This is a genomic window from Streptomyces sp. NPDC059861, from assembly GCF_042731435.1.
Taxonomy (GTDB): Bacteria; Actinomycetota; Actinomycetes; order Streptomycetales; family Streptomycetaceae; genus Streptomyces.
Map to the genome: position 1 here is coordinate 74,718 of NZ_JBHWJQ010000015.1, position 15,169 is coordinate 89,886.

The 15,169-nt window shown below is 69.9% G+C and carries 12 protein-coding genes; 7 read left to right on the forward strand and 5 right to left on the reverse strand.

Annotated elements, in window-relative coordinates; genetic code table 11:
* Nucleotides 1–7: 7 nt before the first annotated feature.
* From ACFV6X_RS15880 to ACFV6X_RS15910, 7 genes are all read left to right on the forward strand, one after another.
* Nucleotides 8–709: a DUF6766 family protein gene (locus ACFV6X_RS15880; RefSeq protein WP_385383232.1), complete on the forward strand. Its 702-nt coding sequence runs from the start codon at nucleotides 8–10 to the stop codon at nucleotides 707–709.
* Nucleotides 710–838: 129 nt separating this feature from the next.
* Nucleotides 839–1,828, forward strand: coding sequence for a Ppx/GppA family phosphatase (locus ACFV6X_RS15885; RefSeq protein ID WP_385383235.1), 990 nt, complete (start codon nucleotides 839–841; stop codon nucleotides 1,826–1,828).
* Between the two features lie 132 nt (nucleotides 1,829–1,960).
* Nucleotides 1,961–4,453: a molybdopterin oxidoreductase family protein gene (locus ACFV6X_RS15890; protein ID WP_385383238.1), complete on the forward strand. Its 2,493-nt coding sequence runs from the start codon at nucleotides 1,961–1,963 to the stop codon at nucleotides 4,451–4,453.
* A complete protein-coding gene (locus tag ACFV6X_RS15895) occupies nucleotides 4,450–4,941 on the forward strand; it encodes a hypothetical protein (protein ID WP_385383241.1) in 492 nt (163 codons plus the stop codon). Before ACFV6X_RS15890 ends, ACFV6X_RS15895 begins: the two co-directional genes overlap by 4 nt.
* Nucleotides 4,942–5,411: 470 nt before the next feature.
* Complete coding sequence (gene abc-f, locus ACFV6X_RS15900) at nucleotides 5,412–7,046, forward strand: ribosomal protection-like ABC-F family protein (RefSeq protein WP_385383244.1); 1,635 nt, start codon at nucleotides 5,412–5,414, stop codon at nucleotides 7,044–7,046.
* A 78-nt stretch (nucleotides 7,047–7,124) separates the two neighbouring features.
* Nucleotides 7,125–8,822, forward strand: a complete 1,698-nt coding sequence (locus tag ACFV6X_RS15905; RefSeq protein WP_385383246.1) for an ABC-F family ATP-binding cassette domain-containing protein — start codon at nucleotides 7,125–7,127, stop codon at nucleotides 8,820–8,822.
* Between the two features lie 68 nt (nucleotides 8,823–8,890).
* Nucleotides 8,891–9,232 carry a VOC family protein gene (locus ACFV6X_RS15910; RefSeq protein WP_385383249.1) on the forward strand — a complete coding sequence of 114 codons (342 nt, stop codon included), beginning with the start codon at nucleotides 8,891–8,893 and terminating at the stop codon, nucleotides 9,230–9,232.
* Between the two features lie 70 nt (nucleotides 9,233–9,302).
* Here ACFV6X_RS15910 and ACFV6X_RS15915 read toward each other — a convergent pair whose 3' ends face one another.
* The 5 genes from ACFV6X_RS15915 to ACFV6X_RS15935 all read right to left on the reverse strand — a co-directional run bounded on the left by ACFV6X_RS15915 (nucleotide 9,303) and on the right by ACFV6X_RS15935 (nucleotide 15,136).
* Nucleotides 9,303–11,552 carry a xanthine dehydrogenase family protein molybdopterin-binding subunit gene (locus ACFV6X_RS15915; RefSeq protein ID WP_385383252.1) on the reverse strand — a complete coding sequence of 750 codons (2,250 nt, stop codon included), beginning with the start codon at nucleotides 11,550–11,552 and terminating at the stop codon, nucleotides 9,303–9,305.
* Nucleotides 11,549–12,529: an FAD binding domain-containing protein gene (locus ACFV6X_RS15920; RefSeq protein ID WP_385383255.1), complete on the reverse strand. Its 981-nt coding sequence runs from the start codon at nucleotides 12,527–12,529 to the stop codon at nucleotides 11,549–11,551. Before ACFV6X_RS15920 ends, ACFV6X_RS15915 begins: the two co-directional genes overlap by 4 nt.
* Before the next feature lie 6 nt (nucleotides 12,530–12,535).
* The gene (locus ACFV6X_RS15925) at nucleotides 12,536–13,180 is read right to left on the reverse strand and encodes a (2Fe-2S)-binding protein (protein WP_385383258.1); all 645 of its coding nucleotides are present in this window, start codon (nucleotides 13,178–13,180) and stop codon (nucleotides 12,536–12,538) included.
* 231 nt (nucleotides 13,181–13,411) lie between these two features.
* Entirely contained in the window at nucleotides 13,412–14,194 is a 783-nt protein-coding gene (locus ACFV6X_RS15930; RefSeq protein WP_385383260.1) for a flavodoxin, read from the reverse strand.
* Between the two features lie 90 nt (nucleotides 14,195–14,284).
* Nucleotides 14,285–15,136, reverse strand: a complete 852-nt coding sequence (locus ACFV6X_RS15935) for an aldo/keto reductase (RefSeq protein ID WP_385383263.1) — start codon at nucleotides 15,134–15,136, stop codon at nucleotides 14,285–14,287.
* Between the last annotated feature and the right edge of the window lie 33 nt (nucleotides 15,137–15,169).

The following is a 15,169-nucleotide window of genomic DNA, read 5'->3' on the forward strand; positions in this document are numbered from 1 at the left end:
GGCGGGCATGACCACCCCACCCGCCCCGCACCGCATGCGGCGCTTCGTGCGCCACAACGGCCTCGGTCTGTTCTTCCTGACAGGCTTCCTGCTCGCACTGGCGGGTCAGGCCGTCGCGGGTCACGCGGAATTCAACAACCAGCTGACCGCCGACGGCATGGCACCCGTCAGCTTCGGCGCCTACGTGTCCTCGTCGGACTTCGCCGTCGACGTCACCGAGAACTGGCAGTCGGAATACCTGCAGTTCTTTCTCTACATCTTCGCCACTGTCTGGTTGCTGCAACGCGGCTCACCGGAATCCAAGGAACTCGACAAGGCCGGTACCGAGTCGGACAAGGACCAGATGGTCGGTGAGCACGCCAAGGAGGATTCGCCGCGCTGGGCGGCGGCGACGGACTGGCGCGGAGTCGTCTACTCGCGTTCCCTCGGGCTCGTCATGGGAGGCATCTTCCTGCTGTCCTGGCTGACCCAGTCCGTCACCGGCGTGGCCGCCTACAACGAACAGCAGCTGCGGCAGCTCCAAGCCCCCACTACCTGGGGCGCGTACCTGACCTCCGCCGACTTCTGGAGCCGCTCACTGCAGAACTGGCAGTCCGAGCTGCTGGCCGTCGCCTCCATGGCCGTCTTCGCCATTTACCTCAGGCAACGCGGCTCACCGGAATCCAAACCCGTCGGTGCGGCGCACGGCGCCACCGGCGTCGAGGGCTGAGAGCGGCCGCCGGCCCGCGACGCCCATTCCTCGGGATCTTCCTTCTTCGACCTCGGTGGCATGCGCAGAGCCCGCTGAAGCTGCCTGCCTGTCGTTTCCGCCAGGGCGGGCGGGGGTACAGCGGGCCCTATGCGGGTCAGTGTCGTGGACGCGGGATCGAACACGGTCCGCTTGGTGGTGGCGGACTCCGAGGGAGGTCTGCCGCTGCCGGTCCACACCATGAAATGGAAGCTGCGCCTGTCTCAGCAGATGGAACCGGACGGCAGTCTCGCCGACAGCGCCGTGAACCAGCTGATCGAAGCAGTGGCTGCGGCGCGAGACGCAGCGCAGAGCTGGAGCGCGGCCGCCCCCCGGTCGTTCGCGACCGCGGTCGTGCGCGACGCCACCAACCGGGCAGACATCCTGCGCGCGGTGCTCGCGAGGACCGGTGTTCCGCTGCGCACGCTGCCGGGCGAGCTGGAGGCCGAACTGACCTTCCTGGCGGCTCGCCGCTGGATGGGCTGGCGCGCCGGGTCCCTGGCAGTGCTCGACATCGGCGGGGGCTCACTGGAAGTGGCTTTCGGCCGCGGCCGGCTGCCCGGCTTCGCCGTCTCCCTTCCACTCGGCGCCCACCACCTGACCGACAAGCACCTGGGCACCGGCGACCCACCCACCCCCGCGGACCTGAAGGCCCTGAGGCGCAAGGTGCGCCACGAACTACGGGACGTCGCCGCGCGTATCCGGTGGGAGAACCCGGCGGCGGTCGCGGTCACCTCCCGCACCTTCCAGCAACTGGCCCGGCTGTGCGGGGCCGCACCCGGCCGCCAGGGGGTCTTCGTGCACCGCTCCATGGACCGCGCGGATCTGCGGGCGGCCATCGACACCCTCGCCGCTCTGCCGGCCGCCGAACGCGCGCAGTTGCCTGGCATCTCACGGCCGCGGGCACGGCAGAGTCTGGCCGGAGCAGTGATCGGACACACGGCGATGAAACTCATGGGCCTGCGAACCGTCACTGTCTGCCCCTGGGCTCTGCGGGAAGGTGTGCTCCTGCGCTGCATCGAGGACGGCCCTGACTGGTGGGACACCTTGCATGTCGCAGGTACCGCCACGGCAGCGACTGGCAGCCTTCACCTCGCGTAGGAGCCGTCTGGCCGGCCAGACGGCTCCTACGCACCTGGAGCGCGCATGATCCCGGCGAGTAGCTGCGCGGTTACCTGCCAGGGGCAGCGGGGTACCGGGTACGCGGCGTCGTCAGGGAATCGGGAGGCGGACATGGACGCTTCGGTGGACCGGATCGCACAGCCGTGGGGTGGACGTACGCCGTATGGCAGGAATGAGCCGTGGCCCGCCCGGGTGGACATGTTCCTCCGGGAGGGCGTGGACGCGGGTGCCGTGGAGCACTGGGTGCAGGCCGCGTCGATCTTGCATTCAGACGGGGACGCGATGGACATAGCGGTCGTCGACGGACGCATGGTGGGCGTGCGTGGCCGAGCGGTCGACCGGGTCAACCGTGGCCGACTGGAACCGAAGGATCTCTTCGGATGGCAGGCGAACACCTCACGGGACCGACTGAGGAGGCCGCTGGTCCGGCAAGACGACGGCCGGTTGGCGGAATGCGACTGGGACACCGCGATGGAGCGGATCGTCACTCGCTCGCGGAACCTGCTGGACGAGCACGGGGCAGGATCGATCGGCTTCTACACCAGCGGGCAGCTGTTCCTGGAGGAGTACTACACCCTCGCGGTGCTGGCGAAAGCCGGTATCGGCACCAATCATCTGGACGGCAACACCCGCCTGTGCACCTCGACCGCGGCCGAGGCGCTGAAGCAGTCATTCGGCTGCGACGGGCAGCCCGGAAGCTACGACGACATCGACCACGCCGATGTGATCGCGCTGTTCGGTCACAACATCGCCGAGACGCAGCCCGTGCAATGGATGCGCGTTCTCGACCGGCTGGACGGCGGTGATCCGCCGCGTCTCCTGTGCGTCGACCCCCGACCCACACCCGTGGCCCGTGCGGCGGCCCTGCACCTGGCGCCGCGCGTCGGCACGAACGTCGCTCTGCTGAACACGCTCCTGTGCGAGATCATCCGCACCGACCGCATCGATCACGACTACATCGAGGCCCACACCGTCGGCTTCGAGGAACTCGCTTCCCAGGTGCGCGGGTGCACCCCCGAATGGGCGGCCGGTATCTGCGACGTGCCGGCCGCGAGGATCGCGGAAGCCGCCGAGATCCTTGGTACGGCCGACCGGCTGTTGTCCACTGTGCTGCAGGGTGTCTACCAGTCCCACCAGGCCACGGCGGCCGCCGTACAGGTCAACAACCTGCACCTGATCCGGGGCATGGTCGGGCGACCGGGTGCCGGGGTGCTGCAGATGAACGGGCAGCCCACCGCGCAGAACACCCGCGAATGCGGCGCCAACGGTGACCTGCCCGGCTTCCGCAACTGGCAGAACGACCGCCATGTCGCCGATCTGGCCAAGGTGTGGAATGTCGATCCGCGCACGATCCCGCACTACGCGCCGCCCACGCACGCGATGCAGATGTTCCGCTACGCCGAGCAGGGCTCGATCCGCATGCTCTGGATCAGCGGTACCAACCCCGCCGTCTCCCTGCCGGAGCTGTCCCGCATCCGCTCGATCCTGGCCCGAGATCACCTGTTCGTCGTGGTGCAAGACCTCTTCCTCACCGAGACCGCCCAGCTGGCCGACGTCGTCCTGCCCGCGGCGACCTGGGGCGAGAAGACCGGCACGTTCACCAACGCCGACCGCACCGTCCACCTGTCCGACAAGGCCGTCGAACCACCCGGCGAGGCCAGGACGGACCTGGACATCTTCCTGGATTACGCGTCCCGCATGGACTTCCGCGACAAGGACGGCCACCCACTGATCACCTGGCACGACGCCGAGGCCGCGTTCGAGGCGTGGAAACGGTGCAGCGCCGGCCGGCCGTGCGACTACACCGGTCTCACCCACGAGAGGCTACGTGGCGGCAGCGGCATCCAGTGGCCGTGCAACGACCAGGCTCCTGACGGCACGGGACGCCTGTACACGGACGGAATCCACTGGGCTCATCCGGACGTGTGCGAGGAATACGGCAAGGACCTGCTGACCGGGGCGGCCCAGGACGTGGTCGAGTACCGCTCCCTCAACCCCGACGGCAAGGCCATGATCAAGGCGGCCGCTTACCTGCCGCCTCATGAAGAACCCGACAAGGACTACCCCTACCAACTGACCACAGGCCGCACCCTCTACCACTTCCACACCCGCACGAAGACCGCCCGGGCACCTCAGCTGAACGCGGCCGCTCCCGGCGTGTGGGTCGAGGCGTCCGCCGCCGACGCAGCCGAGCTCGGCTGGGACGAAGGCGACCTCGTGGAGGTCAGGACACGACGTGGAACCCTGCAGGGACAGCTACGCGTGACCGGCATACGCCCAGGTCTGCTGTTCGTCCCCTTCCACTACGGCTACTGGGACACCCCGGCCGGCCACGGACCGGACGACGGCATGCCGGGCCGGGCGGCGAACGAAACCACCATCAGCGACTGGGACCCGGCCTCCAAGCAACCCCTGTTCAAGACGGCCGCAGCGGCACTCCACCGCATCCGGCCCGGCGACGGTCGCAACGCTCCGGCCCCGACCATCACCGCGTCCGCTTCCGCGCACGCCGGCTCGCTGACGGCCACGACCGGCGGCCCCGCCGCGCACGTCTCCGAGTCGGCCGGAGCTTCTGGCCACAGCGAGGGGAAGGAGGCCGGGTGAACGGCACACACCTCGTCCTGCGTGCCCTGCACCACGGCGAGGAGCGCTTGGGCAAGGAACTGCTGACCGTGGCTGAACGTCACGGCACCGACCCGGAGGTCCGTCACGTCGCCATCGACCTGGCCCGCTGGTCCCACGAGCACGTCCAGCGCCTGGCCGAGACCGGCCGGCACCGTGGCCTCGACCTCGGTGACGCCTCGAAAACCTCCTCCGCAGCACTGCTGTCGGCCCTGCGGAAGGACGCGGCGGAGGCGGTCGGACATCGCTCCGAGCCAGGTCTCGTCCTCCTGCGCGACTTGGGTGATCTGCACGTCGCCGCGACCCAGAACTCCCTGTACTGGGAGATGCTCGCCCAAGCCGCTCAGGCCGCCGGCGACGACGGTCTCCTCGCCCTGGCCTCGGCCTGCCATCCACAGACGCTGCGACAGATGCGCTGGACAAACACGATGATCAAGACCCTGTCGCCGCAGATACTGACGAGTCTCTGACGACGCAAACGCACGCCCCCTCACCGATCACCTGATCACCTGGCTCCGCTGCCGGCACCTTGGTGCGCCGCCTGACCCGCGGCGCTGCCCCCCGGGCAGGAACCAGCAGTACTCGACGAACCTGCAGGTCGTTCTCGACGCCGACCGCCGCATGGTCGTGGCGATTGCGGCTCCGCTGGTGGTGCCGGCCGACGGGGCCGGCCGGCCCTCGTCGCGTTCAAGCGCTTCGAGGCCGTCGCGATTCCGGTCGGACGCCCCTGCTGTTAGTCTTGTGGACACGTTGATCGTTTGTTGAGGAGACCAGACATGGTGGTGGACGACGACATCTCCGGGTGATACCCGGACCCGACAGGCCACCGCGCCGGTGCGTGCAAGCACCGCCGATGTGGCCTCGCTGTCGTCCCTTCCTTCCCCCTGTCTGCCGCCCGGGCAGAGGTGTCTCATCTGCCCCTCTCCACAAGGTCACCGTCATGTCCGACGCCTTCATCGTCTGCTCGAACCTGTCCTTCACCTGGCCTGACGACACTCCCGTCTTCCAGGATCTGTCCTTCACCGTCGGCTCCGGCCGTACCGGCCTCGTCGCGCCCAACGGCGCCGGCAAGAGCACGTTGCTCAAGCTCGTCGCCGGTGAACTGCGACCCGGCACAGGGTCGGTCTCCGTCACCGGCACCCTCGGCTACCTCCCGCAGAACCTCCCCCTGACCGGTGACCTCACGGTCGCCGAGGTGCTGGGCGTCGCCGCGACCATCCAGGCCATCGACGCCGTGGAGGCCGGGGACGTCGACGAGAGGCACTTCACCACCATCGGCGACGACTGGGACATCGAAGAACGTACCCGCGCCCAGCTCGATCGCCTCGGCCTGGCCGACCTCACCTTCGATCGCAGCCTGAGCACCCTCAGCGGCGGTCAGGTCATCTCCCTCGGTATCGCCGCCCAGCTGCTGAAGCGGCCTGACGTGCTGCTGCTCGACGAACCCACCAACAACCTCGACCTCGACGCCAGGCACAAGCTCTACGACGTGCTGGAGGACTTCCACGGCTGTCTGCTCCTCGTCAGCCACGACCGCGCCCTGCTCGACCGGATGGAACGCATCGCCGAACTCGACCGCGGCGAACTACGGGCCTACGGAGGCAACTTCACCGAGTACGAGGAAGCCGTACGGGCCGAACAGGAAGTCGCCGAGAAAAACGTCCGCAACGCCGAGCAGCAGCTGAAGCGGGAGAAGCGCGAGATGCAGCAGGCCCGCGAGCGCGCCGAACGCCGGCAGAGCAACGCGGCCCGCAACCTGAAGAACGCCGGACTGCCCCGCATCTTCGCCGGCAACATGAAGCGGGACGCGCAGGTGGCCGCGGGTCGGGCGGGCCAGGTGCACGCAGGCCGGGTCAGCGAGGCGAAGGCCCGATTGGACGACGCCGGGCGGGCGTTGCGCGAGGAGCAGCGCATCACCCTGGACCTGCCGGACACCGAAGTGCCCGCCGGGCGCAACCTGTTCCTCGGCGAGCAGCTCCACATTCGCCTGGGAGACAAGGACGTGTTCGCCGGCCACGGCGTCGACCTGACCGTCCGGGGCCCGGAGCGCATCGCACTGACCGGCCCCAACGGTGCCGGCAAGAGCACGCTGCTGCGCCTGCTCAACGGCGACCTGACACCCAGGAGCGGCCGGATCAAGCGGGCGGACGGCCGCATCGCCTACCTCTCGCAGCGCCTCGACCTGCTGGACCTTGACCGTACGGTCGCCGAGAACTTCGCCGACTACGCCCCACAGCGCCCGGAGGCCGAGCGGATGAACCTGCTCGCCGGCTTCCTTTTCAGGGGCCCACGCGCCCATCTGCCCGTCGGGGCACTCTCCGGAGGCGAGCGGTTGCGCGCCACCCTGGCCTGTGTGCTGTGCGCGGAACCAGCTCCGCACCTGCTGCTCCTGGACGAGCCGACGAACAACCTCGACCTGGTGAGCGTCGGTCAGTTGGAGGGCGCTCTGAACTCCTACCAGGGAGCCTTCTTGGTGGTCAGCCACGATGAGCGGTTCCTGCGCGAGATCGGTGTCGACCGGTGGCTGAGGCTGGCCGACGGCGAGCTGAGGGAGACGGGGGCCCCCGCGGTGTGAGCCGGCGGCGTGTCGACCTGGCTCGTGTCCGAGGCATGCCGCCCGCGGGCCACGCACCGATCACGTTGGACGGAACTCATGTCTCAGCCCGCTCTTCTCGCCCACGACCTCGTCCGCACCCTCGGCGACCGACGGGTGCTCGACGGGGTCTCCCTGACCGCCTCGCCCGGACACCGCATCGGATTGGTCGGGGAGAACGGCGTCGGCAAGTCGACCCTGCTGCGTCTGCTCGCCGGGTCGGACGAGCCCGACGCCGGCAGCGTCACGCGTCCGCCCGACCTGGGCTTCCTCCAGCAGGAGATGCCGTACGACGCCGACGCGACGATCGCCGACGTACTCGACGACGCCCTGCGCGAGGCCAGGGAGGACCTCGCCGAGCTGGACCGGCTCACCGGGCAACTCGCGCGGACCGCGCAGGACGCGCCCGAGTACGTCGGCCTGCTCGACGCGTACGGCGTTCGACTCGAACAGGCACAGCGACGGGAGGCCTGGGACGCCGACCGGCGTGCCGCGCTCGTCCTCGACGGCCTCGGACTCCGCGCCCTCGCACACGACCGGACGCTCGGGTCGCTGTCCGGCGGGCAGCGCAGCCGGCTCGCGCTGGCCGCACTGCTGGTCCGGCGGCCCTCCGCGCTGTTGCTCGACGAACCGACCAACCATCTCGACGACGGTGCCGCCGCCTTCGTCGAGGAGCAGGTGCGCAGCCTGCCCGGGGTCGTCGTGGTGGCCAGCCACGACCGGGCCTTTCTGGACGCCGTGTGCACGGACCTGATCGACCTCGATCCCGCGGTGGACGGCCCGGTCCGCCACGGCGGGAACTACAGCACCTACCTGGCCGAGAAACGTAGCGAGCGGGACCGCTGGGAGCGACGCTGGGCCGAGGAACAGGAGGAACTGACGGCGTTGCGGGCCTCCGCCGGGGTCACCGCGCGCAGGGTCGCACCGGACCGGGGGCCGCGGGACAACGAGAAGATGGGCTACGGCCACCGCGCCGGCCGGGTGCAGAGCCAGATCTCCCGGCGGGTGCGCAACGCCACCCGCCGCCTGGAGGAGCTGGAGCGCTCCCAGGTCGGCGAGCCGCCTAAGCCGCTGCGCTTCCAGGGCACGGCGCTCGCCGCGTCGGCGGTGGAAGGCATCGGTCCGCTGGTGTCCCTCGACGACGTATGGGTGCCGGGTCGGCTCGCGCCGGTGTGCGCGGAGGTGTCGGGCACCGACCGTCTGCTCGTCACCGGTGGCAACGGGGCCGGGAAGTCGACTCTGCTGGCCGTGCTCGCCGGGCGGCTCGCGCCAGAGGGCAAGGTGTCGCGGCGGCCCGGACTGACCGTGGGACTCCTTGCCCAGGACACCGGTTTCGACCGGCCCGACCGGTCCGTCAGAGACACATATGAGCTGGTGCTCGGCGCCGAACGGGCCGAGGCGGTGCCGCTGGGCTCGCTGGGTCTGCTGGACGAGGCGGACCTGGACAAGCCGGTAGGCCGGCTCTCGGTCGGGCAGCGCAGGCGGGTCGCGCTGGCGCTGCTGGTCGCGCGACCGCCTCAGTTGCTGCTGCTCGACGAGCCGACCAACCACCTGTCGCCGCGTCTGTGTGACGAGCTGGAGGCTGCCCTGGGTACCGGCCCCGGCGCGATCGTGCTGGCCAGCCACGACCGCTGGCTGCGGGAGCGCTGGCGGGGACGGGAGATCAGGCTTGGGTCGGACGGTGAACGCCAGGACAGCGCGGGCCCCAAGCCTCTCGCCGGCGGAGGCCGCTTTCCCCGCCGCGGTGGGCCACGATGACGGCCCGAAGGGACTGTGCCCCTCCCGGTTGAGTTCCGGATCACAGTGCCGGCCCTACCATTGACGTCATGGCTGTCGACCTCTTCGCAGGCATCCCGGTCAATGACTACGCGGCGGCGCTGGACTGGTACGAGCGGCTGCTCGGCTCGCCGCCGGTCTTCGTCCCGAACGACACGGAGGCCGTCTGGGAGCTCGCTGAACACCGGTACGTGTACATCGAGCATTGCCCCGGACACGCCGGCCACGCCCTGCACACCGTGTTCGTCGACGATCTCGACACCCGTATCGCCCGGATCTCTGATCGGGGCCTGGAGCCCACGAGTCGCGAGACCTACGCAAACGGCGCGCGCAAGGTGACGTACCGGGATCCGGACGGGAACGAGGTCGGGTTCGGCGGCGCCGCACTCTGACTGCGACCGTCCTGCGGGGTGACTGGCCCTCACCATGTCGGGATTCGGCTCGAGTTCGAGTTGCCTCAGGTCACAACAGCGTCTCGGCAGTGATGGGCAGGTCGCGCCGCCGGCGGCCGGTCGCGTGGAAGACCGCGTTGGCGATGGCGGGTGCGACGCCGACCAGGACGACCTCGCCGAGGCCTTTGACGCCGATCGGGCCGGCTTCGTCGTCGCGGCCGTCGAGGTAGATCACTTTGAGGTCGGGGACGTCGGCGTTGACGGGGACGAGGTAGTCGGCCAGGTCGGCGTTGACGATGCGGCCGTCGCGGTGGTCGGTGACCGTGTGCTCCAGCAGGGCCGATCCGATGCCGCCGACCATGGCGCCGATGGCCTGGCTGTCCGCGAGTTCGGGGCTGATGATGCGGCCCGCGTCGAAGACGCCCAGCATCCTTCGTACTCGGACCAGGCCGAGGCGTGCGTCGACGGCCACCTCGGCGAACACCGCGCCGTAGGCGTACATGGAGGACCGGGCCTGGCCAGGGGTGTAGGTGCCCTGGGCTTCGAGGTGGGTGCGTTCGTTGCGGGCGAGCAGCTGCCGGTAGGTCTCACCGCGTGCGGGGTCGTCCTTCATGTGCAGTCGGCCGCCCCTTACGACGATGTCCCCGACTGCGGCGCCGTACAGCGGCGAGTTGGAGTCCTCGACAGCGAGCTCGATCGCCTGGTGCCGGAGCTTGTCGCAGCCGTCCTGGACGGTGGAGCCGACGCTGGCCATGGTCAGCGAGCCGCCGTGGATCGGGGCCGGGGGCAGGGCGGTGTCGCCGAGCCTGAAGGTGACGTTGCGGACCGCGAGGCCGAGGGCGTCGGCGGCGATCTGGGTCATGGAGGTGTAGGTGCCCGGCCCCATGTCGCTGGTGGCGGACTCGACCAGGGCGGTGCCGTCGGCGGTCAGCCGGACCCGGGCCTGGCCGGGGGCGCGCAGGGTGTCGTAGAGCGCGGTGGCCATGCCGGTGCCGATCAGCCAGTCGCCGTCGCGCCTCGACCGTGGTCGCGGGTCGCGGCGGTGCCAGTCGAAGGCGCGGGCGCCGACGCTGTAGCACTCGCGCAGCCGCCGGGTGGAGAAGGGCCGGCCGTTGGCCTGGTCGTTCTCCGGTTCGTTGCGTTGCCGCAGTTCGATGGGATCGATGCCGAGTTCGTGGGCGAGTTCGTCCATCGCGCTTTCGATGGCGAAGGCGGCGGTGGAGTAGCCCGGGCCGCGCATCGGTGTAGGGGTGTTCACGTCCAGCGGCACCGTGCGGTACGCCTGGGCGACGTTGGGGGTGGTGTAGAGCATCTGTCCCGGGGCCAGGACGCCGCGCTCGGAGAACGTCTCGTAGCGGGAGGTCTCGGCGCGCAGATCGTGGGTCATAGCCGTCAGCCGACCGCGCCGGTCGCTGCCCAGGCGTATCCGGTACTCGTACGACGGACGGTAGCCCACGCCGAAGTAGAGCTGCCTGCGCGTCAGGACGAGTTTGACCGGGCGGCCCGTCTCGCGGGCGGCGAGGGCCGCGATGGTGATGTGTGGCCAGGCCCGCGCGGCGTTGCCGAACGCGCCGCCGACGAAGGGGGAGACGACCCGGATGTTCTCCGGCGGGATGCCGAAGTTGGCGGCGAGTTCGGCTCGCGGGCTCTGTACCCACTGAGTCTTGTCCCACAGGGTGAGCCGGTCTCCGTCCCAGTGGGCGACGGTGGCGTGGAGCTCCATCGCGTTGTGATGGTTGCGGGCGGGCCGGTAGGTCATCTCCAGCCGTACGGCGGCGGACCGGAGGGCCGCTTCCGCGTCGCCGCGCGCATACGTCACGGGCTCGCCCGCCGCCGGGGCGTCGGCCAGGTCGGTGGCGGACGGCTCGGCGTCGTAGTCGATCCTCACCAGGCTCGCCGCGTGCTGGGCGGCCTCCGGCGTGGTGGCGACGACGACGGCGACCGGCTGGCCGTGGAAGCGGACCTGGTCGTCCTGGAAGGCGCGCAACCGCTGCCCGGGCAGGTTGAGGGAGCCGGGGTTGGGCCCGTAGGGCAGTTGGGGGGCGTTCCCGTGGTGGATCACCTTCACTACGCCCGGGTGGGCCTCGGCGGCGCGGGTGTCGATGCCGGTGATCCGTCCCCGGGCGACACTGCTGTCGACCACGACGGCATGCACGATCCCGTCGGGGCCGTCGGGGCCGTCGGGGGTGGGGGTCTCGCCGTGCGAGGTGGTTCGAGCGTGAGGGTGATCGGCGGCGTACTTCGCCTGCCCGGTCACCTTCAGGCGCCCGTCCACCCGGGAGAGCGGCGCGCCTACGGCTGCCTGCGGCTGAGGGCTCATGCGGTCTCTCCTACGATGCGCAGCTGGCGTTCGACGGTCCGCTTGAGCAGTTCGGCCTTGAACCGGTTGTGGGTCAGCGGGCGGGCGCCGTCAGCTGCCGACTCGGCGGCCCAAGCCCAGAGCCGGTCCGAGGGGCGTTTCCCGACGAGTGCCTGTTCCACGGTGGGCAGCTTCCACGGCACCGTCCCCACCCCGCCGGCGGCGACCTTGGCTTCGCGGATCACGCCGCCGTGAATGTGCAGGGCGACGGCGGCCGAGGTGAGGGCGAACTCGTAGGACTCGCGGTCGCGGACCTTCAGGTAGCCGGACTTCAGGGGGCGCGGATGTGCCGGTATCTCCACGGCAGTGATCAGCTCGCCCGGGTGGATGGCCTGTTCGCGGTCCGGGGTGCGGCCGGGCTGGAGCAGGAAGTCGGCGAAGGGAACCGTCCGTTGCCCGTCCGGGCCCAGTAGATGCACCCGTGCCTCCAGGGCGGCGAGGGCGACGGAAACGTCGGAGGGATGGGTGGCCACGCAGTTCTCGGAGGTGCCCAGAATCGCGTGGGTGCGGTTGTAGCCCTCCCGCGCGGCGCAGCCGGATCCCGGCTGCCGCTTGTTGCAGGCGGCGCTCACGTCACGGAAGTACGCGCAGCGGGTGCGCTGCATGATGTTGCCGCCGATGGTGGCCATGTTCCGCAGCTGCGCCGACGCGCTCAGTTCCAGAGCCTGGGAGACGACCGGGTACAGGGTGCGCACCTTGCGGTGGGCGGCGGCCTCGGTCATGGTCACCAGCGCGCCGATGCGTAGCCCGCCGCCGCCGGTGACCGTGACCTCACGCAGCGGGAGTCGGCTGATGTCGACCAGGGTGTCGGGGCGTTCGACGGTCTCGCACATCAGGTCGACGAGGGTGGTGCCGCCGGCGATGTACCGGCCGCCGCGACGGCCGGCGTCCACGGCCGCACGTGTGGTGGGCGCCGTGGTGAGGGAGAAGGGGTACATCGGTACTCACTTCCGGCCCGTGGTGGCCTGTTCGAGGGCGCGCACGATCTTTACGTAGCAGCCGCAGCGGCAGATGTTGCCGCTCATCCACTCACGGATCTCCTCTGCGGAGCCGGTGTGCCCTTCCTGGATGCAGCCGATGCCGGAGACGATCTGGCCGGGAGTGCAGTAGCCGCACTGGAAGGCGTCCTGGTCGATGAACGCCTGTTGCAGGGGATGGAGTTCGTCGCCGTCGGCGATGCCTTCGATGGTGGTGACCTCGGCGCCTTCCAGGCGTACGGCGAAAGTGAGACAGGAGTTGACGCGGCGGCCGTCGACCAGAACCGTGCAGGCGCCGCAGGCACCGGCGTTGCAGCCCTTCTTCGTGCCGGTCAGGCCGAAGAATTCGCGCAGCAGGTCCAGCAGCGAGGTGCGGTTGTCGACGGTGAGGCTGTGCCGACGGCCGTTGACAGTCAGGGAGACGCGGCTGCTGGGCGACGCCTCGGCGGCAGCGGCCTGCTCGGTGCCTGGCAGCGCGGGACCGGCGACCAGGCCGCCTGTCGCGATCACGCCGCCGGCTACGGAAGTCGTCGCGATGAAGCTTCGGCGCGACGGCGCGGACGTGGGCTGGGTGGGGGAAGACACAGCTGTCTCGGAGCTCTCGGTAGACATGCCCGCTCTCTCGACGCAAGGGAGGATGGGGGTCCGGCTCATCGGGGTGGGCCCGCGACGCAACAGCCGCTTGCAGCTCTGCGTTTCAGCGTCCGTCCAGCCTGCCGGGCGGACCGCAGAAACAGCAGGGCCGTGCTGTGCCGGGGGTGAACAGCGGGTGTCGATACGGCCCCTCTCACATCTGTCGCCCCGGGGACCGGCACTGGCAGACTGGGGCGGTTGGGAACCGGTTCAGCCCTCGAGCAGCCCGGTCCGCCGCAGCCAGGACCGCACGTCGGTTCCGGCGTCCCTGACCCCTTCGCCGCGCACGGCGAGCCCGTCCCCGATGGTCGCCCCCGGGCAGGACGCCGCGTAGTCGCGCTCGGTGTCGCCCAGCCCGCTCACGGCGTAGGTGACGACCGGGAAGACCGTCTTGCAGCGGAAGTCGAACGTGTCCGTGAACGTCGACATGATCATGGGTGCTCGGACGTTCCAGATCGGGCTGGCCAGCAGCACCGTGTCGTACCGGTCGAGGGAGGACGGGAGGTCGGCGACGGCCGGCCGGGCATCGGCCTCCTGCTCTCGCACGTTGCGCGCGACCGTCTCCTCGTAGTCGTCGGGGTAGGGGTCGACCGCTTCGATGCGGTGCACGTCGCAGTCGATGCGCTCGCTGATCATCCCGGCGAGGACTTCGGTGTTCCCGACCTTGAGGTCGGTGCGCCCGCCGTAGTAGTAGTTCTCGCCCGGCCGGGAGAAGTAGGCCAGGAGAACCCGCTGCCCTGGCGAAGCGGTCGAAGCGCTCCGCCGGCTGGATTGCGGCTCCTGCTCGTCGCTCGGCGAGGATGGCGAGGACGAGGAGCAGCCGGTGAGCTGGGCGCCGGTGAGGAGGGCGGCTCCTGTCAGAAGCGCGTTCCGCAGGAGCGTGCGCCGGCCCGGCGAACCACGTCGAGATCCGCGGGCTCGCACGCCGGGCCGCCCGGCGCTGCCGGTCGCGCCGCCTATGAGGACGTCGATGAGGTTCTGCTTCTGGGACATAGGGAGCCCTGACTCATGAGAAGGATGTCGTCATCAGCACGGCCGGGCACCCGCGCACGGGTGCCTCGGTCGCCTGTTCGGCCTGCCAGGTCAGTCGGTCAGGCGCCGCTTGCTGAGCCAGCTGACCATCTCCGGGTCGCGGTGGTCGAAGAACAGTGAGGCGCCGGTGTCCAGGCCGGCGATGGCCGCCAGCTGATCAGCGGTCAGTTCGAAGTCGAAGACGTCGATGTTCTCCGCCATCCGCTCAGGTCGGACCGACTTCGGGATCGTCACGACGCCCCGCTGGACGAGCCAGCGCAGCACCACCTGTGCCACGGACTTGCCGTGCTGCTCGCCGATCCTGCTCAGGAGCGGGTGGGTGAACAGGTCGTTCCTGCCTTCGGCGAAGCCGCCCCAGGACTGGATCTGGACCCCGTGCTCACGCATGAGTTCCTGTTCGTCGGTGCGCTGGAAGAACGGGTGGGTCTCGATCTGGTTGACCGCGGGCGTGATCTCGTTGTTGAGGACGAGGTCGACGAGCCGGTCGGGGTAGAAGTTGGCCACGCCGATGGCCTTGACGCGGCCGTCGCGGTGCAGGCTCTCCATGGCGCGCCACTGGCCGTACACGTCGCCGTAGGGCTGGTGCATGAGATACAGGTCGAGATGGTCCAGGCCGAGCTTGTGCAACGAGGTCTCGAAAGCACGCCGGGTGTTCCCTTCGGCGGGTGCGTCCTGGACCCACAGCTTGGTGGTGACGAAAAGTTCCTCGCGCGGGATGCCGCTGCTTTTGATGGCGCGGCCGACGGCCTCCTCGTTGCCGTAGGCGGCGGCCGTGTCCAGCAGCCGGTAGCCGGCGTCGAGAGCCTCGGCGACAGCCTGCTCCGTCTGCTCCGGCGGAATCTGATAGACGCCGAAGCCGAGGATCGGCATCTCGACGCCGTTGTTGAGGGTGACGGTCTTCATGGGGGCTCTTCCTTGTCGTACCGGAGTCGCTCC